This is a genomic window from Streptomyces sp. NPDC002328 (assembly GCF_042890065.1).
GTDB lineage: Bacteria > Actinomycetota > Actinomycetes > Streptomycetales > Streptomycetaceae > Streptomyces.
In genome coordinates this window covers 18,489-44,235 of sequence record NZ_JBIARQ010000017.1, presented here as the reverse complement: position 1 = coordinate 44,235, position 25,747 = coordinate 18,489, and the positions used below count along the sequence as shown (strand labels likewise).

The following is a 25,747-nucleotide window of genomic DNA, read 5'->3' as shown; positions in this document are numbered from 1 at the left end:
TGTGACGGTCGTTTTCTCAGACGGTCGTGTTCTCTGACGGTCGTGTTCTCTGACGGTCGTGTTTCAGCCCCGGGAGGACCCAGTGAGCTCCACCGAGACGACGCCCGACCACGCCGACCGGACCGACTTCGAGGACGCCGACCGCGGCCTGGTGGCGCGGCCCGCCTCGGCGACGGTCACCGCGGACGACGGCCGGGTGGTGTGGGACTTCGGTGCGAGCGCGTTCCTGGACGGCGAGTGTCCCGACACGGTCCATCCGAGTCTGTGGCGGCAGTCGCAGCTGTGCGCCCGCGCCGGGCTGTACGAGGTGACCGAGGGCGTCCTCCAGATCCGCGGCTACGACCTGTCCAACATGACCCTGGTCGAGGGCGAGCGCGGGGTGGTCGTGGTCGACCCGCTGGTGTCACGGGAGTGCGCCGCCGCCGGCCTCGCCCTGTACCGGGAGCACCGGGGCGACCGGCCGGTGACCGCCGTGCTGTACACGCACTCGCACATCGACCACTTCGGCGGTGTCCTCGGCGTCGTCGGCCCCGACGACGACGTGCCGATCGTGGCCCCGCGGGGCTTCATGGCGGACTCGGTCTCCGAGAACGTGTACGCCGGCACGGCCATGCTGCGCCGCGGCATGTACCACACCGGCACCGGCCTGCCGCCCGGCCCGACCGGACTGGTCGGCGTGGGCCTCGGCTACGCGGCGTCCCAGGGGCTGCCCAGCCTGCTGCCGCCGACGCTGGAGATCACCCGCACCGGCCAGGAGGAGACCCTCGACGGCGTGCGGTTCCGCTTCCAGATGACGCCGGGCACCGAGGCGCCCTCGGAGATGAACTTCCACCTCCCCGCGCACCGGGCCCTGTGCATGGCGGAGAACGCCACGCACACCCTGCACAACATCCTGACCCTGCGCGGGGCCCTGGTCCGCGACGCCCGCATGTGGTCCCGCTTCCTGTCCGAGGCCGTCGAACTGTTCGGCGACGACTCCGACGTCGTCTTCGCCTCCCACCACTGGCCGACCTGGGGCGCCGACCGGCTGCGGACGTTCCTGACGGACCAGCGCGACCTCTACGCCTATCTGCACGACCAGACGCTGCGCCTGCTCAACGAGGGGTACACCGGGACGGAGATCGCCGAGCTGATCGAACTGCCGCCGCGCCTGGCCGCCGCCTGGCACGCCCGCGGCTACTACGGTTCCGTCAGCCACAACGTCAAGGCCGTCTACCAGCGGTACATGGGCTGGTACGACGGCCACCCGTCCTCGCTGTGGGAGCACCCGCCCGCCGAGAGCGCCGAGCGGTACGTCGACTGCATGGGCGGCCTGGACTCCGTCCTGGCCAAGGCGCGCTCGTACCTGAACGACGGCGACCTGCGCTTCGCCGCCCAGCTGCTCAAGCACGCCACGTTCGCCGCGCCGGAGAGCGCCGAGGCCCAGGACCTGCTGGCGCAGGCCTTCGAACGGCTGGGCTACGGCGCCGAATGCGGGACCTGGCGCAACAACTACCTCATGGCGGCACAGGAGTTGCGCGGCGGGGTGAAGCCCACGTCCATCTCCGCCGGCAGCATGGCGTCCGCGCTCTCCGTGGAGCAGGTCTTCGACTCGCTCGCCATCCGCGTCGACGGCCCCAGGGCATGGGATGTGGACCTCGTCACCTCCTGGTACTTCACCGACCTGGACCGGCGGTACCGCGTGACCCTGCGCAACGGGGCGCTGACCCACACCCTGACGACGAGGCCCGTCGAGGACGCCGCACTCGCCCTCACGCTCACCAAGCCCCGGCTGATGGACATGCTGTCGTCCGGCGAACCCCTGACCGGCGTCGACCACACCGGCGACCCGGGCGTCCTGCGCGCCCTGATGTCGGTGCTGGACGCCCCGGACCCGGATTTCGCGATCGTCACCCCGTGAAGCCGTGTCAGTGGTGGTCGCCGAGCCGGCCGGAAATCGTCGCCCGTCTCAGTCGGGCAGGACGACGTTCCATTCGTGGTCGCCCGCCGCGGTGGCGGTGATCGGGGCCGACGCCTGCGGGTTCTCGGAGTCGAACTCCGAGACCACGCGGTGGACCATCTCCGGGCTGGTCCAGTACGGCTCGTTCTTGGTGAACCGGCCGCCCAGCTTGCGGCGGACCTTCCAGCGGAACTTGACCTCGTAGGAGCTGAGCCAGTAGCCGTCGGTCATCGCCATGCCGCCCGAGAAGCCGGGGTTGTCGATGAAGGAGATGTGGTCCGGCTCGTTGACGATGGTCCCGTCGTCCGTGTTGTAGGCCGGGCGGAAGGGACCGTCCACGGCCCACTGGCGCTTGGACCTCTTGGGACGGTAGTTCACCGCGTTCGGCGCGATCTGATGGTTCTCGTCGGTGACCTCCTGCCAGAAGTCGTACGCGTCCGCCGCCCGCGTCGTCATCCCGTCCGGCCGCAGCAACGTCGCCGTCTGCTCGAAGCCGATCTCCTGACGCCGGGCGAGCGACTGCGTGGCGGGACCCTGGTAGCCGGAGGTGAAGCGGAGGGTGGGATTGCCGATCTCCTCCGGCTCCTCCGCCTTCTCCTTGCCCTTCACCGACGTCCCGGCCCTTCCGCTGCGCGTGGACCTGGTCGGCTGCTCGTCCTTCTCGACCCGCCGCTGTTGCTGCGGCGGGCTCTCGCCCCGCTCGACGCCGGACTCCTCCTGGGTCCGCTTCGTACGCGTCGCCGGCGCGGCCCAGGGAGTCTTCGGTCCCGCTCCCGCGGCCTCGCCGAGCATCCGGCTCACCGCCGCGTTGCCCGCGGTGCGCTGGAGGGCGACCGCCTGAGCGGGTGTCATGGGGCCGGAGCCCGGTTCGAAACGGTGCTCGTGCGCACTGTCCTCGGGCGGCCGAACGATGTGTTCGGCGGCCTCGTCCTTGTCCCGCCCCTCACGCACACGCACAGCAGACGTTCCCCTCGCTTCCGCGGCGCACCTCGCGCCAGGAGGTCCGGCACTTCGTCGGAACACGGTCCACGCGACGGTAGACGGCCGAGGAGCGGGGCTTCAAGAGCGTCCGTACACGCGGCGGGGCAGCGGGGGTGGCCGCCGAGGGCAGCGGTGCCCCGGCGCGCGGGCACTGGGGGCTGAGGGGCTGGGGACTGAGGGGCTGGGGGCTGGGGGCTGGGGGCACGCCCCGTGTAGCCCACCGCACCCCGCGCCCGGCGGCACCCGCCGTCCGTGACTCAGCCGCGCTGGGCGGCGTCGTAGAGGGCCTTCGCCGTCTTGTCGAACGTCGGTCCGTACATCGGGGAGCCGCCCTTGCCCTCACCGTGGCTGTTGACCGAGACGACGGTGCCCTTGCCGGTGGTGGAATTGAAGCCGGCGAGCCAGGGGCCCCCGCTCGCGCCGCCCCCGAGGTCGCACGGGACGCGCTGCTCGCTCTGGGGGGCGCGCTGGTTGGTGCCGGCGCAGTACAGCAGCTGCTCGCCCCGCTGCGGAGTGGTCCCGGGGTAGCCGAAGACGGCGACCCGCTCGCCGACCGCACGGCCGAAGGCGATGTTCTGCGCCCCCACCGCGTCGGTGAGCCGCTTCCCCTTGGCCGGCGTCGCGACGACCATCGCCGCCACGTCGTTGACGGTGTCCTCGGCCCAGGAGCGGGGCGTCATGGTCGCCTTGACGACGTAACGGCCGTACGGGGCCTTGCCCTTGGCGTAGCCGGGGACGAAGACGAGGTCGCTGTAGGTGTTGACGGGCGACGAGCCGAGGCGGGCGCAGTGGGCGGCGGTCATGATGACCGAGCGGTTGGCGCTGGTGACGGCGCTTGCCGTGCACCAGGTGTCCTGGCCCTTGGAGTTGACGAAGAAGAGCCGGCCGATGCTGGGGATGGCTTTGCCGGTCCAGGCCTTGCTGAGCGGTCCGGTCGCGCCCAGGTCGACGGAGCGGCCGACCCGCTGCATGCGCGCGGGCGTCCAGTACGAGAGGGCGGCGGTCTGCTCCGCCGTCGTGTAGGCGACCTTGCTGACCTGCCCGGTTCCGGCGGCTGCCGCCGCGGGCGCGGCCGGGACCGCCAGGGGGCCCGCCAGGGCCAGCAGGGCGGTGGCGAGACCGGTGATGGTGCGGCGCGCACCTCGGGACGGGCTGTGCGACATGGATGTCCTCTCGGATGATCGGGTTCGGGCGATCATCCGGGAGGACGTGATTCCTGCGGGTGAGGTGCATCGGCCGCCGGATCCGGTGACTGTCGGGCAGACCGAGCGGGCGCGACGGGCAGCCGCGTGGGCCTCTCAGCCCTGGGCTCCCGTCTCTCAGCCCTGGGCTTCGATCTCCGCGTCGGCGACGGCGATGGCGATGCCGAGTGCCGTCGCGATGTTGCCCGCTGCCGTCATGACCCGGGCGGTGCCCACGATGGGCGCGATGGCGACGAGGACATCTTGGAGCTGCTCGGCGGTCAGGCCGGTCTGAAGGGCGGGGTCGACATGGGCCACGTAGGAGATGGGCGGGGCGTCCGAGGCGGCGAGTGCCGCGATGCGGGTGAGGACGAGCATGTCCGGCGCCATCCCGCACCGTTCGATCGAGTCGATCGTCATGGCGGCGAGGGTGTCCAGGACAGGGGTTTCCGAAGCAGTGGACATGTCGCATGCCCTCCTGGTGAGTTCGAGTCCGGGTGGCGAGCGTGAGTCGGGCGGGAGGCGGAAGGGATTGAAGTTCCGCAAGGGTGGGCCCGGTATCCCAAGCGTAGAACCCATTCGGTCCACGCGCATGAGCGCATGGGACGAGACGGTCCGCGCCTCCACACCGTCTCACCCGGCGGGCGCCGGAACGGCTGACCGGTCTCAGCCGTCCGTTCGGGGCCGCTGCGCGAGCGTCGCCCCGAGGAGCATGCCCACGGCGATCGCGGTGACGATCGTGACCATCTTCAGCAGATCCGCGAAGCCCTGGATCAGGTGGCCGCCGGCCGGCGTCGTCAGACCGCGCATGCCGAGCGAGCCGACGGTGAGCGCGAAGAAGCCGGGCAGCAGCAGGACCAGGCGGGGCGGCCGGTGCGGGGCACGGTCCAGCACGGTGGCCGTGGCCGCGAGCACCGCCGCGGCCACGAACGTCCCGCCCGTCTCGCCGATGAGCTTGGTGACGAGCGACTGCACGCCGACCGTGAGGTACACGAGGGCCAGCAGGTCGGCGTCCGCGGTGACGTCGAAGAAGGCGGGGGTGGAGGCGCCGGTCGCGAACACGCCCAGCGGCACGCCCAGATAGAGCTGGACGAGCAGGAAACCGGAGTGGACGAGGCGGATCGCGCCGGTCGTGATGTGGCCGGCGGCCAGCTCGGCGGTGGCCGCGCTCAGATAGTCGCCGGGCACGAAGAAGAACAGTGCGGGCAGCATGAGCAGCACGGGGCCGCCGTGGGCGGGGCTGCGGGCGAACACCTCGATCGTGACCACGGAGACGACCGTCGACACGACCAGCGGCAACACCGTGGCCAGGCGGGGGACGCGGTCGGCGGCCACGGCGAGGCACGCCGCGATCGTGCCGAGCGCCGCCGTGCTCGCCACCTCGTACCACGTGGGCTGCATCAAGGGTGCGAACCCCAGCGAGAACAGCACGATGCCGAGGAGTTTGGCCCACCGGGGATACGGCGGTGGGGACGCCTCGATCCGTGTCAGACGCCGCTCGGCCCCCGTCACGTCCAAACGGCCCGCCCTGAGGTCGGCGAGGAGCGGCTTCAGGGCCGTGACCTGGTCGAGCCGGAAGACCTCGGGGAAGCCGCGGACCGTCACCGTCCGGGTGCCGCCGCCGCGGTCGGTGACCGTGAGCGCGGCCCCGTCGGGAACGAGGAGGACACGGGCGTCGCCGCCGAGCGCGCGAGCGGAGCCCGTCACCGCGTCCTCGATGCGCTCGGCCCCCTCGCCGCTGGTGTTCAGCAGCAGCCGGGTCAGCCGGACCAGGAATCCCGTGAGCTCGTCGAGACCGGCCGCACGCATCTCCACGGACGCCCTCCCCCATGGTCCTCGTACCGCAGGTCCAGGCGTCCAGGTCGGACATGTCGAGGACGAAGCGGTAGCGGACGTCGTTGCGCCGGAGACGGTCGAGGGCCTCGTTGACTCGCGCCGACGGGAGCAATTCGATGTCGGCGGTGATGCCGTGCTCGGCGCAGAAGTCCAGCATGGCGGCGGTGGCCGGCCTGCCGCCGCTGCCGGCCGAGCTGAGCTTCTTGCGTCCGACGAGCAGATCGACGGTCTCCACGGTGACGGGTCCCAGGTGTCCGAGGTGGCTGAGCGTCCCGTCCATGGCGACCAGGCTCAGGTACGGGCCGAGATCGTGCGGGGCGGAGACGGTGTCGATGACGACGTCGAACCGGTCACGGGCGTCGGCCATCTGCTCCGGGTCCGTGGAGACGACGAGCCCGTGAGCGCCGAGACGACGGGCGTCGTCGGCCTTGGCCGGTGAGCGGCTGATCACCGAGGTGTCGGCGCCGAGCGCCAGGGCGAACTTGACCGCGAGATGCCCCAGCCCCCCGAGCCCCACCACCGCGACGCTGCTCGACGGCCCCGCTCCGAGGGCACGCAGCGGCTCCCAGACCGTGATCCCGGCACAGAGCAGCGGAGCGACGGCGGCCGGATCGAGGCCGGCGGGAAGAGCGTAGGCGAAACGGTCGCGGACGACGTACTCACGGGCGTAACCCCCCAGCGTGACCGATCCGTCTCGCGGACTGGGCCGTACGCCTCTACGACGAGTACTTGCTCCGCCCCGATCTCATCCGACTGGCCACCTGGGCACGCCTGGAGCGACGCCCGGCCGGCCACCTGGTCGACGATCCCGACCGCCTCGACGACCGCAAACTGCGCGCCATCGCCGAGGCGCAGGCCGCCGGACTGGTGCGTCGGGGCGACCCGTTCGACGTGATGGCCATGGTGATCGCGATGTCGATGGCGTGGTCACCGGTCAGCAATGTCTACGCGACGACGGCCGAGGAGCCCCCCGAACTGCACGAGCAGCGCCGCGCGCTGCTCCGTGAGAGCGTCCGCCGCGCGATGGCGGCCGACTGAGGCTGCGGATGGCCGGTGCCGCGGATGGCCGGTGCCGCGTGTGACCGGTGCCGTGGGTGGCGTCACCGCTTGACGGCCTCCGCGATCTCCAACGCGGCCTGGGCGGGCGTGAGATGCGTGGTGTCGACGACCTCGGCCGCGTCGTGCAGCCATGTGCGGGCCGCCTCCGCGTAGGGCTCGAGGTATCGGAGGCGGAACGGGGAGGGACCGAGGACGGTGTCCCCCTCGATGCGCCCGCGGAGGGTGTCCTGATCGGCATGGAGGACGAAGTGCCGTACGGGGACGGCATGGTGGGCGAGGCCTTCGCTGATCTCACGCCAGTACTGCTCGACCAGGACGGTCATCGGCATCACCAGCGTGCCGCCGGCGTAGTCGAGCACGCGGCGCGCGGTCTCCACGACGAGCGGCCGCCACGGCGGCCAGTGCTGGAAGTTGTCCGTCTCGGGCAGCCCCGGCGTGATGTCCATGAGCGTCTCGCCGACCTTCTCGGCGTCGAACACCCGCGAATCCGGGATCAGTTGCTGCACCAGCGCACTGGTCGTCGTCTTGCCCGCGCCATGGGTGCCGTTCAGCCATACGATCACGGTCCATAGGCTAGTCGGGGCGGGGAGCCGGAGAAGCCAGGAACCGGAAAAGCCCGCCGCGTCAGAGTGTTCAGGGGTGTTCATCGAGACCAAGGTCTGGGTCACGGACTAGGCATCGCCGGCGGCGTGCTGAACACCTCCCGCCAAGTGGGCGGCGCGCCGGCCGTCGCGGTCTCCGGCGCCCTGGTCGCCCAGCACTCCGCCTTCTTCCACGGCCTGCGCACCAGCCTCCTGACCGCGACCGCCCTGCTCCTGCTCACCACCTCCGCGAGCTTGCTGGTCAGGCCGCCCCGCAGCAGTGACCACTCCCGCCGCCGTACAACTGTCCCGGTCGGTCGAGGGTCTGAGCCGGGGCAGGCAGAACGATCGAAGGGAGGGCGGAGCGTGCTCGTGCACCGCGCCGGCCGAGCGGCAGACCGTGACGGGTCTCTCAAGCGTGTCCTGGCCAGATCCCTCGTGGTGGCGACGACGGCCGTGCAGATCGCGCTGGGCACGACGGCGGGCACAGCCGCGCACGCGTCCGAGCCCGGCGGCCCCGACTACGGCGTCGTGTTGAAGGAGACCTACCTCGCCACTGACGTGGGTGGAACGCTCACCGTTCTGCCCGAGGTCTACACCCTGCGGTCGGACGGTTCACGCGCCTACGTGCCGCAGGGAAAGCCTGTCGGGCCGGGCACGGGCATCGAGTACGCGCTGCCGTGGAGCACCTCGCCGGTCGACCTCGACGAGCGTGCGGGCTGCCGCACGGTGGAGGACAAGGGGGACAGCCGCCAGCACGTCCGCTGCGACCGGGTGGCCCCGGTGACGTTCCGCGTCGACAAGGCGTTCGTCGGCTACCGGGGTGAGGTGCGGTTCTTTCCTCAGGTGACCCCGGACGACGGCCGGCGGTGGCAGGACGACATGAGCTCGTTCGTCGTCACGGCCCCCGCGCCGCAGGAGGAGGGCGAGACCAAGGAGAGCCGGGCACGGCGGGAGGCCGTCGGCGTCAAACTGCTCGCTCTGGCCGGCGGTTTCGGTCTCCTCGCCCTGCTTCTCGCGCTGCGCCTCAAGCCCTCCCGCACGCGCCGGACGGCGTGGATCGCCGCGGGCACGGCCGCCGCCGTGTGTGCGGGGCCTGGCGTCTGGAGCATCGCGGAGGGTCCGCTGGTGGGGGCCAAGACCTACACCCGGTACCCCTCCGGTCGGCCTGTCCTCCAGATCCCCCACGGAATGTGGGACAACGCGGTGTTCCTGGAGAAGACGCGGCCGGACTACGTACCGCCCATCGCCACGGCCCCCGACCCTGGCCACGAGGACGTCACGGAGGTCTCCGGCGTCTACCTGCCCGCCCCTCCGCAGGACCCGAAGAACTGGGTGACGGTGAACGGCGCCTACGGCCGGATCGACGACCCCCGTCGGGCCCGCGACCACATGCTGAGGACGGCCGCCGAGGCCCCCGGCGTGAAGGTGTTGCAGGCACCGCGGCTCATCCTCCTGAAGGAGGACAGCGCCACCAGAGCCCTCGTGCTCTGCAAGTGCCAGGCGCTGTCCGTCCGGGGCCGCCCGGTCAGCATGTGCGCCTGGGCCGACGAGGGCGTCCGAGCCCTGGTCACCGTCCCCGGCACTCAACTGCCGGCGAGCTCCACGGTCAGTGTGCGCGACTACGTGCAACTGGGCACCGGCTTCTAGCGCGGCAACACCGAGAATCCCGGACTTACTTCACGTGGCCCGCGTCCGGTCCAGGACGTAGGCCGTGTGCGACGCGGCGAGCGGAACCTGGCGAGCGGGACGCGGCGCAGCTTCTGGAAGACGCCGGCCACACGGCCCGCAAGGCCGTTGCCCGTCCACGCGGACGGGCAACGGCCTTGCGGAATACGGTCACACGGCGGGACACCGCTTCGACGCCCCGCCGCCGGCGCCCGTCAGTCCACCCACCACTTGCCGCACTTGGTGATGCCGTCGAACTCCCCACAGGCGCGCGCGGCGTAGTTGGAGTTGTAGACGGACTGCGTGCGGCTGCCGGTGTAGGGGCCGCACATCTTCCAGCCCTCGCTCTTCGCCTGCTGGTCGGTGACGATGCCCTTGAAGTTGGGGAACGACTGGAAGCTGCGGTCGACCCACAGCCGGTCGCCGGACTTGCGGCCGGACTTGATCTCCGCGCGGCTGTAGCGGTCGAACGCCGACTCGTTCTGCAGCTCGACGCGGCGGCCCCTGAAGTCGAACGACGCTCCGGACTCGACGGCCCTGAAACGGCCGACGATGGCAGTGCCGTCGCAGTCGTCCTCGGTGGCCGAGGCCACCGACGCGGGGACGAAGACAATGGCGCCGCTGCCGATCAGCACGGCCGAGGCCGCGACCACGCGGCCCAGAAGGGGCTTGTTCACATGCGTTCCTTTTTTGGGTGACAGGTGCGGGTGGGAAGCTACCGCTGCGCTGGTCGGACCGAGACTCCGCGCCATGAAGTGCGTCGTCAACTCGGTTCCGCTCAGCGGCGTTCCGCGTTCCCCACCGAACGGTGCGCCACGGACCTTGTGGAAACCTTGCGAACCAGCTGTGAGCCGAGGCGGGCCGGTCCGTTGTCAGTGGGGTGTGCGACGCTCGGCGCATGGGCTTCTTTGATGATCTCGTACTGCTGGAGGAACCGGCCGCGGAACGGCCCGTGTTGGCCCGCCTGGCACCACCGAGCGGGGACGGCGAACGGTATGCGCCGCCCGTCGACAGGTTCGCGCCCGTCCTGCTGCCCCAGCTGGAGACGGTCGGCGTCGGCCCGGAGACCCGGGTGGTGCTGACAGGGTGGTCGGTGTGGCCGCGGTCGGTCACGTTGCACCTTGCGATCTTCCACAAAGCCCGTCGCCAGGACGGAAATACGAGAAGACAGTCCGGGCTGCGCGTGGGCCTGCTGTTCTCCGACGGCCGGCGCGTGACCTCGCTGGACGGCACGGTGACGCGTGGAATCCAGCTTCAGGGTCCGCGGGGACACACGAACTTGGCGACGACGGAGCAGGCGATCGGGCTGATCCCGTTGCGCACGGGCCTGGGCCTGGGACTGCCCGGCGGTTCCCTGTTCAAGACCGATGTCGACCTGTACCTGCCGGAACTGCCTCCCCCAGGCGACGCGCAACTGGTGGTCGAGTGGCCGGACGAGAAGATGACCGAGGTCCGCACGCCGGTCGATGTGACGGCACTCCATGCGGCGTCCAGTCGGGCACTCGAGGTCTGGCCCGGCCTCGAACCGCCGGCTCCACAGACACAGCCGGGTGTCCTCGCGATGGCGGGGACGTTCGGACCGCCGGCGTTCTTGGCGCCGCCGCTGACTCACGAGCAGCGCGAGAGGCTGCGTCGTGAGGAGGAGGCGCGGCAGCGCTATGTGCCGCGGGCCGACTGGGAGCGGATGGACCACGTGGGCTGGGGGGACTTGGCCCTGATCCGGGCCCGGCTGGAGGGAGGAGCGCCGCCCGGCGCGGCCGTCGGATGGCTTGGGGCCACTCCGTTGCACCTGGTGGCGGAGGAAGGCACGGCGGAAGCGGTGCCGGCGCTCCTGTCGCACGGTGTGGACGTGGACGTACGTGACGATGCCGGGCACACGCCTCTGTGGTACGCCGTCCACGGAATGAACGAGGCCGCGGTGCGTACGCTGATCGAGGCCGGGGCGGATGTGTGGGCACCGCAGTCAGGGCCCTGGTCGCCGGGTCGGCTGCTGCTGACCACGCCGCTCGCTCCGCTCGTCCAAGGCCTGCCGGGTGCAGTGGAGTTGACCCCCGAGGAGGTCGCCGCGCAACAGGCGGCGGATGCGCTCATCGCGGCGTTCGGCGAGGAGCCGTTGTGGACCGAGGGGCTCGGTGTCTGCTTCGTACGGGGTCTGAGCGAGGACGAACTGATCCGGCGGCTAGGCTCCGATCCCACGCAGTGCCCGACGGCGGACCTGGAGCACGCGCCCTTCGATGCGGAGGACTACTCGGACTACTCGGGCTACGAGGAGTCCCTGCGCCATGTGGGTGTGCGGACCGCAGAGGGAACGCCCGGCGGCTGCGTGATCGCACAGAACGGATACATGCCCAGTGACAACGCCGTGCTGAGAGCGATATCGGCGGGCACCACCGCCTACGGTGTGTACTTCAACCCCAAGGGCGGAATCTTCGGCGCCCTGGCCCGCGACGGCGAGATCGTCACATCCGAAGAGATCGGCCTCCCACCACACGAATCGGCCCCGCCCGCCCACTGGACCTTCCGCTTCTGGCAACGCAAGCACACCTTCCCCCACGACGCCAACACCCTTGCCTACGCCTGCGCCACAGCCGGCCTGAAAATCAGCGACGGCCGGGATGCGGTCGACCTCCACACCCCACACCGCTGGGTGCCACTGCCGACGCGACTTCAGCGCTGAGAACCTGTCAGTCGTCGTCATCCCTACGACAGTGGATTCCTCGACGCCAGAGACGGCAACCGCGTCTGGTACGAACCGCCCGGCAACCCCGAAGGCAAGCCGGCCCTCAACGTCCACGGCGGTCCAGGGTCCGGCACGCGCCGCCGGTCGACGAGGGCCTGGATCCCGAGCACCACCGCGCCGTCCTCCTCGACCAGCGCAACTGCGGTCGCATCGCAGCACCCCGCACGCCAGTGCCCCGGCGGCGAACATGAGCCTGAACACCACACAGATTCGCACTCCTCTTATTGCGTCATTCATCGATGCACGCTTCCGCCGCGTTCACCACGGCTCCCTCCGCATCCGTAACATCCTGCGTCACCTCCAGCCTGTCCACTGACTGTTCCGCTCAGGGGTCAGCGGCCAACGGCGGGCTGTCCCTGCCGAGGTTGCCAGTCCAGAATGCAGTCGTGACCGAAGACGAACAGAGCGGCACAGAACCGCGTTCATTCCTGATATGCGTGACGGAGATTGCCCGGCAGCTCAGTATCGACAACGTCGCCACGGAGCCGGACGACCGCCCGGCCCGCCACCTCGCCCATGCGGTGCGTCGACCACTGCTCGAACGTGCGCACCTGCCCGAGGAGTTGTTCGCCCCGCTGATGGCGGCAGCCGTGTACGACCCCGATCCCAGCTTCTGCCGCTGGTTCGTCGAGCCGGCGGTCTATGCGTTCGGACGCCGTCGCGTGATGGCGGCATTGGTCGAGTATCTACGGTTCGGCACGGATGCCGAGCGCGCGGGTGCTGTGCGGGCCTGGTACTGCGCCCATGTGCCTTTGCGCCCAGATCGGTCACCAGCGTACGCAGCCGGTGGGGTACGTGATCCTGCCCTGGACGAGTCGCAAGACGTGAAGGAGGCCTGGCTGGAGGCCTCTATGCGGGTGCTCGCCGAGGCAACCGATCTGCGGATGCGCCACCGTGTCCTGCACGGCCTGCCCACCTCCCGAGCGGCCTACCCACGACGCCTGCACAACCTCCTCGACAGCACAGTCGCGTCCGCCCAGGCCCACCCCGACCAGCACATCCGTCGCTGGGCCGCCGCAGCAGCAGACCACGACGCAGTCTGAGCCCGGCCATCACGCACCCCCCGGCAATCACGAGACACCCACGGCAAACCCAAGACTGGCCGGTGGTGCTCTTCAGCCACGGCGACGACGCCTGGACCCGCTTCGACTGCGGCATGACGGAATTCCTGTGCCGGGTGTTGCGGGCCGACGACCGAGCGGAGGCCATGCAGGACTCGTCGCTGTGGGAGCGGGCCTGCGCAGGCCTTGAAGCGGGGGCGGGGTCCGGCACCGTCACGGTGACAGGGAGGTTCTCGCTGCGATCACGTTCGTGGCCACCTCGGGACGCACGTTGCAGCAGCTCCCCACCACATCATTCGCCCCCTCATCAGGAGCCGCACTCCACCGCTCCGGTCACACCGCGGCCCACCCGGCGCCGCCGACACGGCGAGCTCTTGGTTGCGGCTGCGGGCGACAGTCCGGGGCGGTTGCGGCGCGCCTCCTGACGCTATCAGGAGAATGCGGTCATTCCTGCTCTTTTTCAACGCCCTGGGCCCACCTGCGCTGGAGTGCGGAAGCTCGCCTCGGGGAGGATGAACTGCCCCCGCTACAGGAGGACTTGGGTGGTGTCGACGTTGGTGGAGGACGTCGGCGCGAAAGCCGAGGCTGGAGAGCAGGTTGGCGGCAGGGACGCACTGGAAGGCGGTGGGCGTCGACGGGGACGGCAGCGGGCCGGGGAGATTGCCGCGCCGTCGGGGTTGCCGGGGATGTCGGTGAGTGAGTACTGGGCGCTGTCCGGCCGATCACGGTGGAGGGCGGTTCGGCATGATGCTCGGGTGAGCATCATCGTCGAGTTCTTCGCGGCTCCGGATGACGCGTCAGCGGCTCTGGTTCTTCAAACCGGGCCGCGACGCGCATTCAAGTCGCTCTCTTTTCGGCAACTTCGATCCCGAAGAAGCTGTGGTCGAGTGGGAGTGCCTTCTCGCCGGCGGCAGCTTCGAGGAACTCATCGAACGGTCCGAGTTGAAGGGATGCCGCGCAGAGGACGGTGAGGTCATCGACGCCGAGATCGCTTTCGTGATCCTGGGTGATCTGGCTGCTCTCGTCATGGGCGCCCGGTGCCAGGGCCAAGGTGTCTACTGCTGGGTCGCGTAGGGTTTTGGTCAAACATTCGGCCAGGATGCGCCAACTCCCCGGTCAGTCGCCTGCGTTCAGCAGCATGGCCCCCCCTACACGGACCTGCTCCCATGCCCGTCCCAGACCTTCGACCTCCAGGTCGAGATGGAACCGATGGGGCCGAGCGGGGCCCGGTCCGGCCATCGCGGCGGCAGGTGGTCGCCACCCCTTCGGATGCGAGCCCATACCCGCTGCCGCTACGGGAGTTCACCCAGCCGTCGCGCCCGGCGGCCACCGCGGATCCGGTTGGTTCACCACACCGGCCGGCAGCCACTGCGAGAAGCAGGACAGTTCCAGAACGTCGGCACAACCCAGGCACCCACACACTGCAACTCGGCGATCAGGAACGCAGCTTGGAGCAGCACGTCCGGAAAAAAGGATGATCCTTCCCTTTGCCCGGACTATAAGATCGACAAGTTCCTGGCTGCCGAAGTGTGTCGCCAGATGGCCGTCGCTGGTCTTGAAAGGACCTACGTGAGATTCCGCCGTTCCCTTGCCGTCGCCGCCACCGTGACGGTCGCCACCCCCATCGCGCTGCTCACCGCCGCTCCGGCCATAGCCGCCGGGACGTCCGCGGGGTCGACGCAGAACCAGCCGACGTACGCGGAGTTGGTGAAGGCGGCCACCGACGCGAAGAAGACCTTCGATGCGGCCGTCACCGCCGAGGCGGAGGGGCGCAAAGAGGTCGAAGCCGCCCTCGATGCCCTGAACTCGGACACACACCCGCTCAAGGCGGCCGTGATCGCCGCGGGCAAGGCGGCCAAGGAGGCCGCCGCCACGACGGACGCGGCCAAGAAGGCGGTCGCGGACGCCAAGGCCAAGCTCGAAGCGGCTGAAGGCGACACCGACAAGGCCGAGGCCCAGCGGGTCCTCGAGGCTGCCGAGGGCGACCTGACGAAGGCGGTCGCGACCCAGCAGGAGGCTGACGCGGAGGCAAAGCGGGCCGGCACCGCACTCGACGACGCCCGGGTGGCGGCCGTCCGCAAGTACAGCCAGCTCCAGCAGGCCCTGGCCAAGGCCCGGGCGGCCAAGGAGGCCGCCGACAAGGCGCTCGCCACCGCCAAGGAGTGCGTCCGGGAGAACGGGCTGACCTCGCTCGCGGTGGGGCTGCCGGCCAAGGTTGCCGCCGGCAGCACCGTCGACTTCACCTTGCGTATGACCAACGGCACCCAGCGCACGCTGACCGTGGATCGCCTGGTGTTCTTCTACGGGGCCGGGGAAGGCCCCGGTGCGAAGAAGAACCTCCTCAAGGTCGAATGGTCCGACGGCTCTGCCTGGCAGACCCTGACCGGTGAGAGCCCGGAGCACATCGCTCATGTCGATGCCATGAAGCCGGGCGAGCGCAGCGACGTGAAGCTGCGCATGACGGTCGACTCCGCGGCCAAGAACGTCGACGCCTTCGCCCTCCTCGCCGCTGACGCCTCCGACGCGTACAACCCCTGTGTACTGGGCCCGATGAAGCGCTACGACTTCAAGCTCACGCCTGTGGGCAGCAAGCCGGACCCGGCCGACGACGCCGAGCCCAGCCAGCCCGACCAGAACGACGACAAGCGACCTGTTGCGGCGAAGCCCGGCAACAATGCAGGCCTCTCGGCGCAGGGGGGCGCGTCCCAGCAGGTGATCGGTACGACGGCCACGGGAGCCGGTGCCGGAGGCAGCCTCGCCGAGACGGGCTCTTCCTCGGCGATGGGGCCGATCGCCCTGACCAGCGCCGCCACCGTCGCACTCGGTGCCGGAGCGGTCGTCGCCGCGCGCCGACGCAGGTCCACGGGCGACGCCTGACCGTCGGCCGTCAACCACAGGCCTGGCTCCACGGCACCCTCTGCAGACTGATGCGCTGGGAGACCTGTACGACATGCACGACCGAAGCCCCGCCGGAACATCCGGCGGGGCTTCGTCTTTCACGTGCTCTCACACGGCTGTCGCCAACTGCGCCGACCTCCTCGGATCAGGATGCCTTGCCTGCGCACGGGCTCGCGGTGCAGGCTCGTGCTCGCGCTTCGGGAGGAACGGCGCGATCAACCTCCACTGCCTTGAGTGAGTTGCCTGCGCGTCACAATCGCCGTTCCGGCAGAATCCGCCTTCCAGACAGATCCGGACCGGCTTGCCGCGCCCGGCCCGGGCCAACAGCCCCTGCCAGACGGCGCGGACGTCGCGGTCGTGCAGCGCGCAGTTGGCGGCTCCGTCGCACCACTTCACGAACTCCCGGAATAAATCCTCTGCCGTCGCCGCCTCGGACTCCAGGAAGTCACGGGTGCTCGGGACGCTGTGGTCGATGACGCTCTCCAGCACCATCGCGCGCACGCGGCGCGGGTAGGTCTCGGCGTACTGCGCGCCGAGCAGCGTGCCGTACGAGCTGCCGTGGAAGGTCAGTTTCCGCTCGCCGAGGGCGGCCCGGAGTGTGTCCAGGTCCCGGACCGTCTGGGCGGTGTCAAGGTGGTCGAACACCGGGCCGGTACGGGCCCGGCAGTCGGCACGGAGCCGCCTGTTGTACGCCATGATGGCGTCGAAGTCCGCCTGGCTCTTCAGCGCCGGTGACGGCCGCTCAGCAAGGAGGTCGCCGGAACAGGTCACGGGGTTGCTGCCACCCACGCCACGTGGGTCGAAGCTGACGATGTCGAACCTGCGGCGGACCTCGGGGCTGAACCGACTGATACGGCCGACCACCATCTCCACCCCCCGAGTCACCCGGCCCGCCGGGGCCGAACACCATCGAACCGACGCGTGCGCCGGGGTCGGCGGCCTTGCGGCGGGCCACAGCCAGGTTGAGTCTCGGCCCGTCCGGATGGGCCCAATCGACCGGTGCCGATAAGGTGGCGCACTCGGCTCCCGGCTTCTCCGGGGCGTCACACGGAGCCCACGGCAAGGTTCTTGTGGCAGGCGGCGACGCGTGGACCGCGGGAGCGGCGGCTACGCCGGTGATGACGACCATGGCGGCTCCCAGGGCCATGGCCGTGCCCTGCGCGGCGATGCGGCGCAGGGCGGATCTGCCCCTTGACGGCATCGATCCTCCTCGTGAAGAGAACGGGGCTGTGTCAGGCGTGCGGACCCGGCCGGGGCACCCTCGTCACGTTAGGTGCGCTGTCGCTCATGCAGCGCCCCTGTCAGGGGCTTTTCCGGGTCGAGTCGGGGACATATCAGGGTGATCGGGCGCAAGGGCAGAAGGTCAGGGCGGGTCAGGGCAGGGGCTCCATGACAGCCTCGGTCGGCCCGTCAGCCCCGACGCCACCTCTGCAAGGAAGAACACCGTCGAACGGCTGATCAACAAGCTAAAGGCCGCGGTATCGCCACCTACGCATCTCGATGATCTGAATCAAAGTCCTCACCCGGGCCGCCCATTGATCACGACTCAACGCGCCATAGCTGGAGGCCCTACAGATCAAGGATGTCGTCACGCGTCAGCTTGTCGTGCTGATCGTCCGGTGTGGTCAGCCTTCACAGTTGATCAGGAGTCGCTCCCCAGGCTCAGTGGCACCGACGATGTCGGACAGTTGACTCCTGGTCGCAGGTTTCGCAGGAAGGTTGCTCCGCAGGAAGTTCAGGAACATCGGCCTCAGGTGTCCCGTCCTGGAGGTCAATGGCACGCGCGCGCCCGCGTGGTGCTGGCGGCCGCGGCGCACAACGCTCCCCAGGTGGCGGCGGCCCCGGCGGCCTTGGCCCGGCCGGCTCGGTCGGGGAGCGCCGTGCCGAACAGGGCGGCATCGGACAGGTCGGCCGCGACGCGGCATGCCGTCGCGGTACGGAGCGACCGCAGGTCCGGTGCCAGCAGCATGGCCGTGCCGAGGGCCGCGTCGCGGGCGCCGATGGCTCGGATAAGCAGTGCGGTGGGCGCGGGCACCGTGCCGTCGGCGCGTGTGAGTCCGCATGGTCTGGCCAGCCACGCGGGCCGGATCATGATCGCCACGCTGTAGGCGGCGGTTGCCGCGCCCAGCACGCGTAGCAGCGTTGCGGACATGTCGGTGCTCCTTGTCGTTGAGTGCATGGTGCCTGCGCGTCCTGGCCGCATGTACCGGCTGCGGGCGCCTTGCCGGAACCCGGGTGCCGTTGCGACGTCTCGTCGATGGACGGCACCAGGCGGAGCCGCCCGCTGGTGAGGCTGCGTCAGTGTTCGGCGGCCTCGACGGCGCTCTTGATGCCGTGCAGTGCCTCTTCCAAGCCGTGGTCGACCTGGGCTCCCTCGGTGCTCTCGGTGTGCAGTTCCACGGTGAGGCGGGAGTTGGCCGGATCGTCGCCAGGTGCGACGTGGAGGCGGCCGCGGTAGTCGTGGGGGCCGGGTGCGCCCCACTCGAGGCTCTTGCCTTCTTCTACGACGCGGATCCAGGCTTCGCTGGTGACGTCCTGCTCGGGGGCGTCGGGCGGGTCGATGTGGGCGGTGACGGTGACGCGGTCGCCGTCGTGGGGGCGGGCGGAGGTCAGCCGGGGCATGTAGCGGGGCAGGTTCTGCACGTCGGCGAGGTAGGAGAAGAGCCGCTCCGGCGAGACTGCCACGGTGATCGAGTCGTCGTAGTTACCCATGGTGTTCGCTGTGCCCGCACCGGCGGCAGCCCGAAACGGAGTGCGACGTTCATCGCCCGGTAAGCGGCACCCGGTCTGACGGCCACAGGGGGTTTCTGGTCCGCTCGGGTGGTCACCGGCTACGCGTCGCCACGATCCTCAGGGTCTGCGAAGGGACGACTCCGAGTCACCTGTCACCGGGAAAGCAGCATCACCGCACGAACCGCCCCTCGGAATCGGCAGGTGCCCCAGGGGCGGGTCATGAGAGATTCGGTTCGGACCAGCAGAGGGGGAAAATGGGACTGACTTACAGCTACGACATTTACCTGCGTCCCCGGAACGTCGCCAGGACGCTCGCCCATCTGGCCGAGCTGGCGCCGCCGCCCCGTAAGGTGCCGCCGCTCGAACTCAGACTGCCCGGCGGCGAACAGCTCGTCCTCCCATTCACGTCCCACTTCAAGAGCGATCCGGTCGACTGCTCCGCCGACAGCACACTCGAGCTCGACACGTCCATCATGTGCGACGTCGATGACGCACTGCGCGAGTACGCGAAGACGAACGGCCCTGACCCCGAGGCGGACGGGCGCATCCAGATCGGGTACATCTACCTGACGATCCGGTTCCGGTCCTCCCTGCACCCTCATTACGCGTCCATGCGGTTCTGGGCAGCGACGTCGGAAATGAGCCGTATGTTCGCGCGGTCGGTTCACGTCAGGGACGCGTTCACCGGCCTCACCGCCGCCGGCGGCGGAGTGTGCTGCCTGTTCGACATCGGCGACGGCGGCCCCGAGCAAGTGTGCTGGCTCAACGGTGAGACAACGAACGAGATGATCTCCGGCCCCCGCTTTCCAGACCGGCGCGCCCTTGTGGCGACTTGGCCCGACCCTGACCAGTGAGCACCGCCCCCCGAAGAAAGCCATGCCGGCACATGCCGCTGCGCAGTCAGAGACTCGTAGATTCGAGCGTGGCAACATCACCTGCGGCATCCCTACCCTTCGGGCTCCGGCTCGGCCCTCAGGTACCGACCCCAAATCTGGGCCTTGCGATAGGGGCCGCCCCCGTCGCTGTCGTACTGCGGTGTGTCGAAGGTGACCCAGTACAGCAGCTCGCCACTGAACGCCTGTGCATGTTCGTTGGGTTCGGGTGCCCCCATGGCATCGATCGTTCCAGGAAACTCGACCTGCCAAGGACCGTCCCAGTCCGGGGCACGAACGACGGTAACCCGACTGCCGGGTGCCAACGCACCCGCCGGCCACGTCTCACTCAAAGGACGACCGAGGATGTGCTCTATCGCCTGACGGTCATCTGCATCCGCAGAAACAGAGTCGGAGCTGTCTGTCATGCCGCCCACCCTGCCCGCGCCACTTCACAAACGCCAGAAGATAAAAAAACAGGCTGAGCTTGTTCTTCAACCCTCTGGCTGCTGCGAGTATCGTCCGGTGGGACAAATTGCGATGTGCACCGGCGGAATGCCGGTCAAACTTGCTCACATGACTGCGAAGATCACTCGTATCAACCCCGAGCAACTGCACGAAACGCCTGGCTATCACCACATCACCGTGGTGGAGACCGGTCGTACGGCCTACCTGGCCGGGCAGTGCCCGCTCGATCGGAGCGGTTCCCTCGTTGGTTCCGGATCGCTCGAGGCGCAAGTCGACCAGGTCATCGCGAACGCACTCGCCGCCTTGGCTGCGGTGGATGCCGAGCCACAACACGTGGTGCGCTCGGTGATCTACGTGCGGAGCGACGACAGAGACGTTCTGGGTATCGCTTGGCGTCGGCTCACCGACTCGGCTCTCGGCCCGGCGTTCACCACCGCCAGCACGCTGTTGGGTGTTGCGCAACTCGGCTTCACGGGGCAGCTCGTTGAGGTGGACCTCACCGTGGCGCTGCCCGACAGGAGAGGAGCGCGCCGGGACGAGGGTGCCTGTGGCACCGAAGGTGTGGCGTGAACTCACGGCGAGGGCAGAGGAATTCGGCGTCACGCTCCCAGAAGCCGCCTCGTCAGCGTGACGCGGGCTGCCTCTTCCGCGTGACGCAGGGCGAATCGTCCCCGTGGCGCAGGGCGGCTCGCGACTCTTCCGCGTGACGCAGGGCGGCTCGCGACGCGGTCCCCGGCCGGAACCACATCAACGCGGGGTCACGGGGTGGGCGCCAGGCCGAACCGCGGCTCCCGGACCTGAGTGCGCGCTCGAACTCGCGCTGGCCCGTGCCTACTTCGCAGCCGATCCGTTCCGAGGGCCGCCTACGGTGGCCACGAGGTCTCCGGTGTCCGGTTCTTCTTGGTCGATGAACCCGTCCCGGAGACCTCACTCCTTCCCGATCAGGACACGCCGCCGCTCAGCTCCCTCACGACACGCCCTGGTCGCGCTTGGGCCAGATGAGGCCCTGATCGGTCCAGATGACACCCTTGTTGCGGCAGAGGCAGAAGGGGTGGCCGATGGGGTCGGTGTAGACGCGGAACCCGTAGCCGTCGGGGCCGGTGCAGTCCCGTTGCAGGGTCGCGCCGAGGGCCAGGAGGCGGCGCTGTTCGGCCTCGATGTCGTCGACTTCGAAGTCGAGGTGGAACTGCTTGGGGTGCTCGCTGTCGGGCCACTGCGGGGCGCGGTAGTCCTCCACCTGGATGAAGGCCAGTTCGATGTCGCCGAACTGAATACCGGCCCAGTTCTCGTCACTGCCCTCCTTGACCGGGAGCCCCGTCACCTCGGAGTAGAAGGCCGCCAGCTTCATCGTGTCCGGGCAATCGATGATGAAGTCGGTTAGTCGTAGCATCCGGCGATCTTGCCACAGGACCGATGGAGCCGGACCACTCGGCGCGCGCCGGACCGGCGCGGTCGGGTTGAGAGCGGCGGCGAATGCGGCCACGCGGTCGTGCGGGACGCCGCCGCTGAACGACGCCGCCCACAGGCGCGGTGCGCCTGGCGCGAGTGCTGCCCGCGCCTGCCACCCAGCCGGCCTCGCCTCGTTCACTCGGTGCGCAGGCCGTCCGGGCGCATCAGTCACAGCAGTGGTGGCAGGCTGAGTACGGTCACCAGCAGGACGACGACGGTGGCAATGCCGGTCATCGACAGCACGCTCGCCCAGTCCACGCCCACCGGCGTGTCCGTCATTTGCAGCAGCGCCGCGCCCAGTGTCAGTCCGACCGCCGTGGCCAGCGCCAGGCCGAGACCGATCGGGATCGCCGTCTGCCACAGCACGGACAGGCACAGCGTGCGGCGCCGGGTGCCGAAGGCGAGCAGCGACGACAGCAGCTTGCGGCGCTCGCGCAGCTGCTCCAGCTACTCCAGTTGCGACACCAGCAGGCTCGCGCCGATCAGCGCCAGCACGCAGGCGGCGCCGGCGAACAGACCGGTGCGGATGGAGTCGTAGGTCTCCGAGCACCCACGCCGTGATCGGCGCGGCCGAACGCCAGGGGCGCGAGACGACCAGCGCCTTCACCGCTTCCCGCATCAAGTTGCGGGACAGACCGAGGTCCATGGCGAGCTTTTGCTCGGGGGGCAGCTTGGCTCCCGGCGGGAGTTCACCGGACTGGATGAGCTCCCGAATGCGGTCGATGGCCTTGTCCGTGAGTGACATGCGTCGCCGTCCCTCCTTCGTGCGTGCGCAGCGGCACCGTAGCAACACATCCCACGTGTAGAGCCGTTCAGCGAAGTCCGCCGACTTCGCGTTCGTCCTCACCGCCCCGCCGACGACATGAGAGCCGACGTCACCCGCCGGTGACGGCCCGTGCGACCGCCTGGGCGACGGCGTCGGTGACCTCGGCCGTGTGGGACAGGTGCGGGGAGTGCCCGGACGGGATGCGGACGCTGTGGGCGGCGCGCTCGGCCCACTGTTCCTGGACGGCGGGCGGGAGCGCCGGATCCTCGGTGGCCACGATGTACGTCAGCGGAACGTCCGCCGGCGCGGCGCCCAGTTTCTCGGTGAAGGCGCGCATGCCCTGCCAGTTGAGGCGTTCCACTGCTTCCGCGGTCAGGGTGGGGTCGACACCGCTGAAGATGGATTGTTCCGCGTCTCCCGCCTTGACTGCGAGGCCGTCGGCGGAGCGGATCCAGGTGGGTGGGAAGTCGCCGCCCATCCACTCCAGCATCGAGGTGCCGGCTTGGAGTGCGAAGGCGGCGATGTGGACGAGTCCGGCTACCTGGGCGGCTTCGGCGGCGACCCAGGTGGCGGGCACACCGCCGTAGGAGTGGGCGGCGAGCACGACCGGCCCGTCGACGGACTCGACCGCGGCCCGGAGCACCGCGACGTCGTCGGTCAGTCCTCGGGCGGCGGCGCTGTCGGGGGCGCTGCTGGGGAGTTGCACGGCGTACGAGGCGATGCCGCGGGCGGTAAGCCGCTCGCGCAGCGGGTCGAAGATCCACGGAGTGTGCATCGCCCCGTGCACCAGCACGACGGTGGGGTTCATCAGCTGGATCCTCAGGTGGGGGGCCGTGGCCCACGGTGCGGCGCTTCTGTGTCGCGGGTCGCGGCCGGTGGTGCGGGCGGATCAGGCGGTCATCGCGTCGCGGACGTGCGCGGTGTCCACGAACTGCTCGAAGCGGACGATCAGGCCGCCGCGGACGGTGAAGTGGTGAGCGACGCGGACGTCGATCGGCTTGCCGGTGGCTTTGTTGGTCGCGGTGTAGCGGGCGAGGACGACGACGTTCTCGCCGTCGGCGACATAGGTGTCGTCGTGGGCGGTCCAGCCGTCCCACTCCTTGCCCAACTGCTCCATCACACCGGAGGTGACCCCGTCGGGGGTGCGGTAGGTGCCGGCCAGCGGGAAGCCGGCCATCTCCGTCCACTCCACGTCGGGGGCGAGGGTGGCGCGCAGCGCCTCCAGGTCGCCGGCCGCGGAGGCCAGGTACTGGCGGCGCACGACGTCGGCGGGCGCGGTGGAGGTGGCGAACTCGGCCTGGTTCAGCCCCACTTCATCTCTCCCTTGGCGACCTTCGCGCCGATCTGGGCGGCGATCAGCATGCCGTTGTCGGGATAGCGCTCGACCAGCGCCTCGGTCAGCGCCGCACCGTCGGCGGCCTTGCCCAGCTCCTCCTCGAAGGCGACGAGGTAGTCGCGGGTGGCGGTGATGGCGGAGGCGTCGGCAGGGGTGCCGGGCAGGCGGTGGCCGGGCACGACCAGTTCGGGCTGGAGGGCGGCCATCTCGTCGAGGAGGTCGATCCAGGCGGCGCGGTCGCCGGGGGTGGGGGTGTCGGCGACCCAGACGTGCTCCTGCTGGAACAGCAGGACGCCGCCGAGGAGGGCGCGGTGCTCGGCCTGCCACAGGTAGTGGCGGTCGGGCAGACCGGCCGAGCCTCCCCTGAGTTCGAAGCGGTGGCCCTCCAGCGTGAGGTCGCCGGTCAGCGGCTCGAGGTCGACCAGGCGGGTCGGCAGGTTGGGGCCGAGCGCCGCCCACGCCTTGAGCTTGCCCTCGTAGGAGTGCTGGATGTGCTCGATGACGGTCGGGGTGGCGACGAACGTCGCGTCGGGGAAGGCGTCGGCGAGCACTTCGGCCCCGAAGTAGAAGTCGGGGTCGGCGTGGCTGACGAGCACGGTGGTCAGCTTCTTGCCCGAGTCGAGGATCTCGGCGGCGAGACGATGGCCGTCGGCGCGGGTGAAGGCGGCGTCGACCAGCAGGGCGTCGTTCTCGCCGGTGACGAGGGTGGCGGTCTTGTTCTTGCTGCCGGCGGGGAAGTCCAGGTCGAGGACCTTGAAGGACAGGGTGCTCATGGCGGTTCCTTGGAGGGGGGACGGCGGACTGGGGACGGGGGTCGCGTCAGGAGGTACGGGAAGCGGTGAACGCCGCCGGCGGAGCGCTACGCCGGGGTCACCAGCGATAGCGCCCGCTCCACCTCGACGGCGCCGGCGTGGCCGCGAGCCAGGACGGCCGCACGGTCGCCGTCGACGGCGAGGAGGGTGGGGAAGGCGTGGACGCCCAGCTCTGCGGCGCGGACGCGGTCGGCTTCGGCCGCAGCCCGCGCCTTGGGCGCCTCGAAAGCGGCGGCGACGGCGTCGGCGTCCAGGCCGTGCCGCTCGGCGATCTTCCGGTAGGTGGCCGTCTCGGACAGGCTGAGGCCGTCGACGTAGAAGGCGTGCTGCACGGCGGCGGCCAGTTCGGCCGCTCTCGCGGGGGCGGCCTGACGCAGAGCGGCCACACCGCGGGCGGCGGCCTCGGAGTCCATCACGAACGATCCGTCGGCGATCAGCCGCTCGTACGCCGCACCGAACTCGGCGCCGGTCAGCTCCGCGATCTTGGCGTTCGCGCCCTGGACGTATCCGAACTCCCGGATCGGCACCCGGCGTTGACCGGTGAACAGACCGCCGGAGACCACCTCGACCGGGAGTTCCGGGTGCCGGGACACCACCTCGAGCAGTGTCGCGGAGAACCCGTGGGACCAGCCGCAGTAGGCATCGAAAACGTGGACGAGCTTCATGGAGGACCTCGGCGAAAGGTGTGGGACCCGCCTGATGCGGGCGGTTCACCGGACCAACGATACCTGACTAGTCAGATATTCCCATGATCGAACAGAAGGTGTCCCCGCTCGACGCACAGCGACCGCCCGTCAGGGGAGCCGGGGCAGCGTGTTGCGCGCTGTATGACTGAGTACGCGGAGGTTCTCCGCGAACCGGTCGCGTTCCTCGACCGGGAGGGGCGCCAGGAAGTACCGCCTGATGTTCTCCCTGTGCACCCGGGCCGCGGCCACCGTGGTCTCCTCCCCCAGCGCGGTCAGGCGCACCAGCCGCCCGCGCCGGTCGTCGGGATCCTCGACCCGGTCGACCAGACCGGCCGCCGCCATGCGGTCCACCAGCCGGGTCGCCCCTCCCGTGGTCAGCACCTGCTCCTGGGCGATGGCCCGCATCGGCAGCCCCGGCTTTCCCGCCCGCCCCAGGATGAGCAGCACCTCGAACGTCAGATGGCTGATGCCGCACTCCACCTCCAGCGCCCGGCCCAGAATGTACTCCAGCCGGTTCGCCGCGCCTTGCAGCCGCCCGAAGGCCAGGATCAGCGCGTTGTTCGCCGCCTCCGCCGGCGTCGAGATCTCCGCCTGCTCGTCCATGGTCCTGCGCCCCTTCCGCTTCTGCTCGCACCCCGCTCACCGATCATGTTCGCACCGGCACGGGACCGGCCGGTCACC

At 70.0% G+C, this 25,747-nt stretch carries 23 protein-coding genes and 7 pseudogenes; 10 read left to right on the top strand and 20 right to left on the bottom strand.

Annotated features, from left to right (window positions below; genetic code table 11):
• The first annotated feature begins 82 nt into the window (after positions 1–82).
• Positions 83–1,900, top strand: a complete 1,818-nt coding sequence (locus ACFYX4_RS32105) for an alkyl/aryl-sulfatase (RefSeq protein WP_389340646.1) — start codon at positions 83–85, stop codon at positions 1,898–1,900.
• Between the two features lie 48 nt (positions 1,901–1,948).
• On the opposite strand, the gene ACFYX4_RS32100 is transcribed toward ACFYX4_RS32105, so the two are convergent.
• The 5 genes and pseudogenes from ACFYX4_RS32100 to ACFYX4_RS32080 all read right to left on the bottom strand — a co-directional run.
• Entirely contained in the window at positions 1,949–2,896 is a 948-nt protein-coding gene (locus ACFYX4_RS32100) for a hypothetical protein (RefSeq protein WP_389340644.1), read from the bottom strand.
• 281 nt (positions 2,897–3,177) lie between these two features.
• Positions 3,178–4,083: a trypsin-like serine peptidase gene (locus ACFYX4_RS32095; RefSeq protein ID WP_389340642.1), complete on the bottom strand. Its 906-nt coding sequence runs from the start codon at positions 4,081–4,083 to the stop codon at positions 3,178–3,180.
• A 156-nt stretch (positions 4,084–4,239) separates the two neighbouring features.
• A complete protein-coding gene (locus ACFYX4_RS32090; protein WP_389340640.1) occupies positions 4,240–4,566 on the bottom strand; it encodes a carboxymuconolactone decarboxylase family protein in 327 nt (108 codons plus the stop codon).
• Positions 4,567–4,767: 201 nt separating this feature from the next.
• Positions 4,768–5,910 (bottom strand): threonine/serine exporter family protein, encoded by a 1,143-nt coding sequence (locus ACFYX4_RS32085; protein ID WP_389340880.1) that lies wholly within the window; start codon positions 5,908–5,910, stop codon positions 4,768–4,770.
• A 46-nt stretch (positions 5,911–5,956) separates the two neighbouring features.
• A pseudogene (locus tag ACFYX4_RS32080) lies at positions 5,957–6,634 on the bottom strand (NAD(P)-dependent alcohol dehydrogenase); the annotation flags it as partial.
• Here ACFYX4_RS32080 and ACFYX4_RS32075 point away from each other — a divergent pair.
• A pseudogene (locus tag ACFYX4_RS32075) lies at positions 6,631–6,975 on the top strand (TetR/AcrR family transcriptional regulator); the annotation flags it as partial. The pseudogenes ACFYX4_RS32080 and ACFYX4_RS32075 sit on opposite strands and share 4 nt — an antisense overlap.
• 62 nt (positions 6,976–7,037) lie before the next feature.
• Here the strand turns inward: ACFYX4_RS32075 and ACFYX4_RS32070 are convergent.
• Complete coding sequence (locus tag ACFYX4_RS32070) at positions 7,038–7,559, bottom strand: AAA family ATPase (protein ID WP_389340638.1); 522 nt, start codon at positions 7,557–7,559, stop codon at positions 7,038–7,040.
• 126 nt (positions 7,560–7,685) lie between these two features.
• Here ACFYX4_RS32070 and ACFYX4_RS32065 point away from each other — a divergent pair, with 126 nt between their 5' ends.
• Complete coding sequence (locus ACFYX4_RS32065) at positions 7,686–9,227, top strand: hypothetical protein (protein WP_389340636.1); 1,542 nt, start codon at positions 7,686–7,688, stop codon at positions 9,225–9,227.
• Between the two features lie 233 nt (positions 9,228–9,460).
• Here the strand turns inward: ACFYX4_RS32065 and ACFYX4_RS32060 are convergent, their stop codons facing one another.
• Positions 9,461–9,922 (bottom strand): hypothetical protein, encoded by a 462-nt coding sequence (locus ACFYX4_RS32060; RefSeq protein ID WP_389340634.1) that lies wholly within the window; start codon positions 9,920–9,922, stop codon positions 9,461–9,463.
• A 221-nt stretch (positions 9,923–10,143) separates the two neighbouring features.
• Between ACFYX4_RS32060 and ACFYX4_RS32055 the strand changes: the two genes are divergently transcribed.
• The 5 genes and pseudogenes from ACFYX4_RS32055 to ACFYX4_RS32035 all read left to right on the top strand — a co-directional run bounded on the left by ACFYX4_RS32055 (position 10,144) and on the right by ACFYX4_RS32035 (position 15,923).
• Positions 10,144–11,922: an ankyrin repeat domain-containing protein gene (locus ACFYX4_RS32055; protein WP_389340632.1), complete on the top strand. Its 1,779-nt coding sequence runs from the start codon at positions 10,144–10,146 to the stop codon at positions 11,920–11,922.
• Positions 11,923–12,371: 449 nt separating this feature from the next.
• Positions 12,372–13,028, top strand: coding sequence for a hypothetical protein (locus ACFYX4_RS32050; RefSeq protein ID WP_389340630.1), 657 nt, complete (start codon positions 12,372–12,374; stop codon positions 13,026–13,028).
• A gap of 214 nt (positions 13,029–13,242) precedes the next feature.
• A pseudogene (locus tag ACFYX4_RS32045) lies at positions 13,243–13,332 on the top strand (IS5/IS1182 family transposase); the annotation flags it as partial.
• A gap of 503 nt (positions 13,333–13,835) precedes the next feature.
• Complete coding sequence (locus ACFYX4_RS32040) at positions 13,836–14,120, top strand: hypothetical protein (protein WP_389340628.1); 285 nt, start codon at positions 13,836–13,838, stop codon at positions 14,118–14,120.
• 495 nt (positions 14,121–14,615) lie between these two features.
• Positions 14,616–15,923: a hypothetical protein gene (locus ACFYX4_RS32035; RefSeq protein WP_389340626.1), complete on the top strand. Its 1,308-nt coding sequence runs from the start codon at positions 14,616–14,618 to the stop codon at positions 15,921–15,923.
• Between the two features lie 321 nt (positions 15,924–16,244).
• On the opposite strand, the pseudogene ACFYX4_RS32030 reads toward ACFYX4_RS32035, so the two are convergent.
• The 3 genes and pseudogenes from ACFYX4_RS32030 to ACFYX4_RS32020 form a co-directional block, all read right to left on the bottom strand.
• A pseudogene (locus ACFYX4_RS32030) lies at positions 16,245–17,145 on the bottom strand (alpha/beta fold hydrolase); the annotation flags it as partial.
• 570 nt (positions 17,146–17,715) lie between these two features.
• The gene (locus ACFYX4_RS32025; protein ID WP_389340624.1) at positions 17,716–18,096 is read right to left on the bottom strand and encodes a hypothetical protein; all 381 of its coding nucleotides are present in this window, start codon (positions 18,094–18,096) and stop codon (positions 17,716–17,718) included.
• Between the two features lie 146 nt (positions 18,097–18,242).
• Positions 18,243–18,656: an SRPBCC family protein gene (locus ACFYX4_RS32020; RefSeq protein WP_389340622.1), complete on the bottom strand. Its 414-nt coding sequence runs from the start codon at positions 18,654–18,656 to the stop codon at positions 18,243–18,245.
• A gap of 275 nt (positions 18,657–18,931) precedes the next feature.
• On the opposite strand from ACFYX4_RS32020, the gene ACFYX4_RS32015 reads away from it, so the two are divergent.
• Positions 18,932–19,531 carry a hypothetical protein gene (locus tag ACFYX4_RS32015; RefSeq protein ID WP_389340620.1) on the top strand — a complete coding sequence of 200 codons (600 nt, stop codon included), beginning with the start codon at positions 18,932–18,934 and terminating at the stop codon, positions 19,529–19,531.
• 92 nt (positions 19,532–19,623) lie between these two features.
• On the opposite strand, the gene ACFYX4_RS32010 is transcribed toward ACFYX4_RS32015, so the two are convergent.
• Entirely contained in the window at positions 19,624–19,977 is a 354-nt protein-coding gene (locus ACFYX4_RS32010; RefSeq protein ID WP_389340618.1) for a ferrous iron transport protein A, read from the bottom strand.
• 148 nt (positions 19,978–20,125) lie between these two features.
• On the opposite strand from ACFYX4_RS32010, the gene ACFYX4_RS32005 reads away from it, so the two are divergent.
• Positions 20,126–20,587, top strand: a complete 462-nt coding sequence (locus ACFYX4_RS32005) for a RidA family protein (protein ID WP_389340877.1) — start codon at positions 20,126–20,128, stop codon at positions 20,585–20,587.
• Positions 20,588–20,984: 397 nt separating this feature from the next.
• Here ACFYX4_RS32005 and ACFYX4_RS32000 read toward each other — a convergent pair whose 3' ends face one another.
• From ACFYX4_RS32000 to ACFYX4_RS31960, 9 genes and pseudogenes are all read right to left on the bottom strand, one after another.
• A complete protein-coding gene (locus tag ACFYX4_RS32000) occupies positions 20,985–21,407 on the bottom strand; it encodes a VOC family protein (RefSeq protein WP_389340874.1) in 423 nt (140 codons plus the stop codon).
• Positions 21,408–21,470: 63 nt separating this feature from the next.
• Positions 21,471–21,602, bottom strand: a pseudogene (locus ACFYX4_RS31995) (DUF317 domain-containing protein); the annotation flags it as partial.
• A 32-nt stretch (positions 21,603–21,634) separates the two neighbouring features.
• A pseudogene (locus ACFYX4_RS31990) lies at positions 21,635–22,009 on the bottom strand (FtsX-like permease family protein); the annotation flags it as partial.
• Positions 22,010–22,118: 109 nt separating this feature from the next.
• Positions 22,119–22,211 (bottom strand): annotated as a pseudogene (locus ACFYX4_RS31985) (GntR family transcriptional regulator); the annotation flags it as partial.
• Positions 22,212–22,341: 130 nt separating this feature from the next.
• Positions 22,342–23,040, bottom strand: coding sequence for an alpha/beta fold hydrolase (locus ACFYX4_RS31980; RefSeq protein ID WP_389340616.1), 699 nt, complete (start codon positions 23,038–23,040; stop codon positions 22,342–22,344).
• An 81-nt stretch (positions 23,041–23,121) separates the two neighbouring features.
• Positions 23,122–23,544, bottom strand: a complete 423-nt coding sequence (locus ACFYX4_RS31975; RefSeq protein WP_389340614.1) for a nuclear transport factor 2 family protein — start codon at positions 23,542–23,544, stop codon at positions 23,122–23,124.
• Positions 23,535–24,341 (bottom strand): MBL fold metallo-hydrolase, encoded by an 807-nt coding sequence (locus tag ACFYX4_RS31970; RefSeq protein WP_389340612.1) that lies wholly within the window; start codon positions 24,339–24,341, stop codon positions 23,535–23,537. Before ACFYX4_RS31970 ends, ACFYX4_RS31975 begins: the two co-directional genes overlap by 10 nt.
• 86 nt (positions 24,342–24,427) lie before the next feature.
• Positions 24,428–25,045 carry a DsbA family protein gene (locus ACFYX4_RS31965; protein WP_389340610.1) on the bottom strand — a complete coding sequence of 206 codons (618 nt, stop codon included), beginning with the start codon at positions 25,043–25,045 and terminating at the stop codon, positions 24,428–24,430.
• A gap of 129 nt (positions 25,046–25,174) precedes the next feature.
• Positions 25,175–25,669, bottom strand: a complete 495-nt coding sequence (locus ACFYX4_RS31960) for a MarR family winged helix-turn-helix transcriptional regulator (RefSeq protein ID WP_389340608.1) — start codon at positions 25,667–25,669, stop codon at positions 25,175–25,177.
• Between the last annotated feature and the right edge of the window lie 78 nt (positions 25,670–25,747).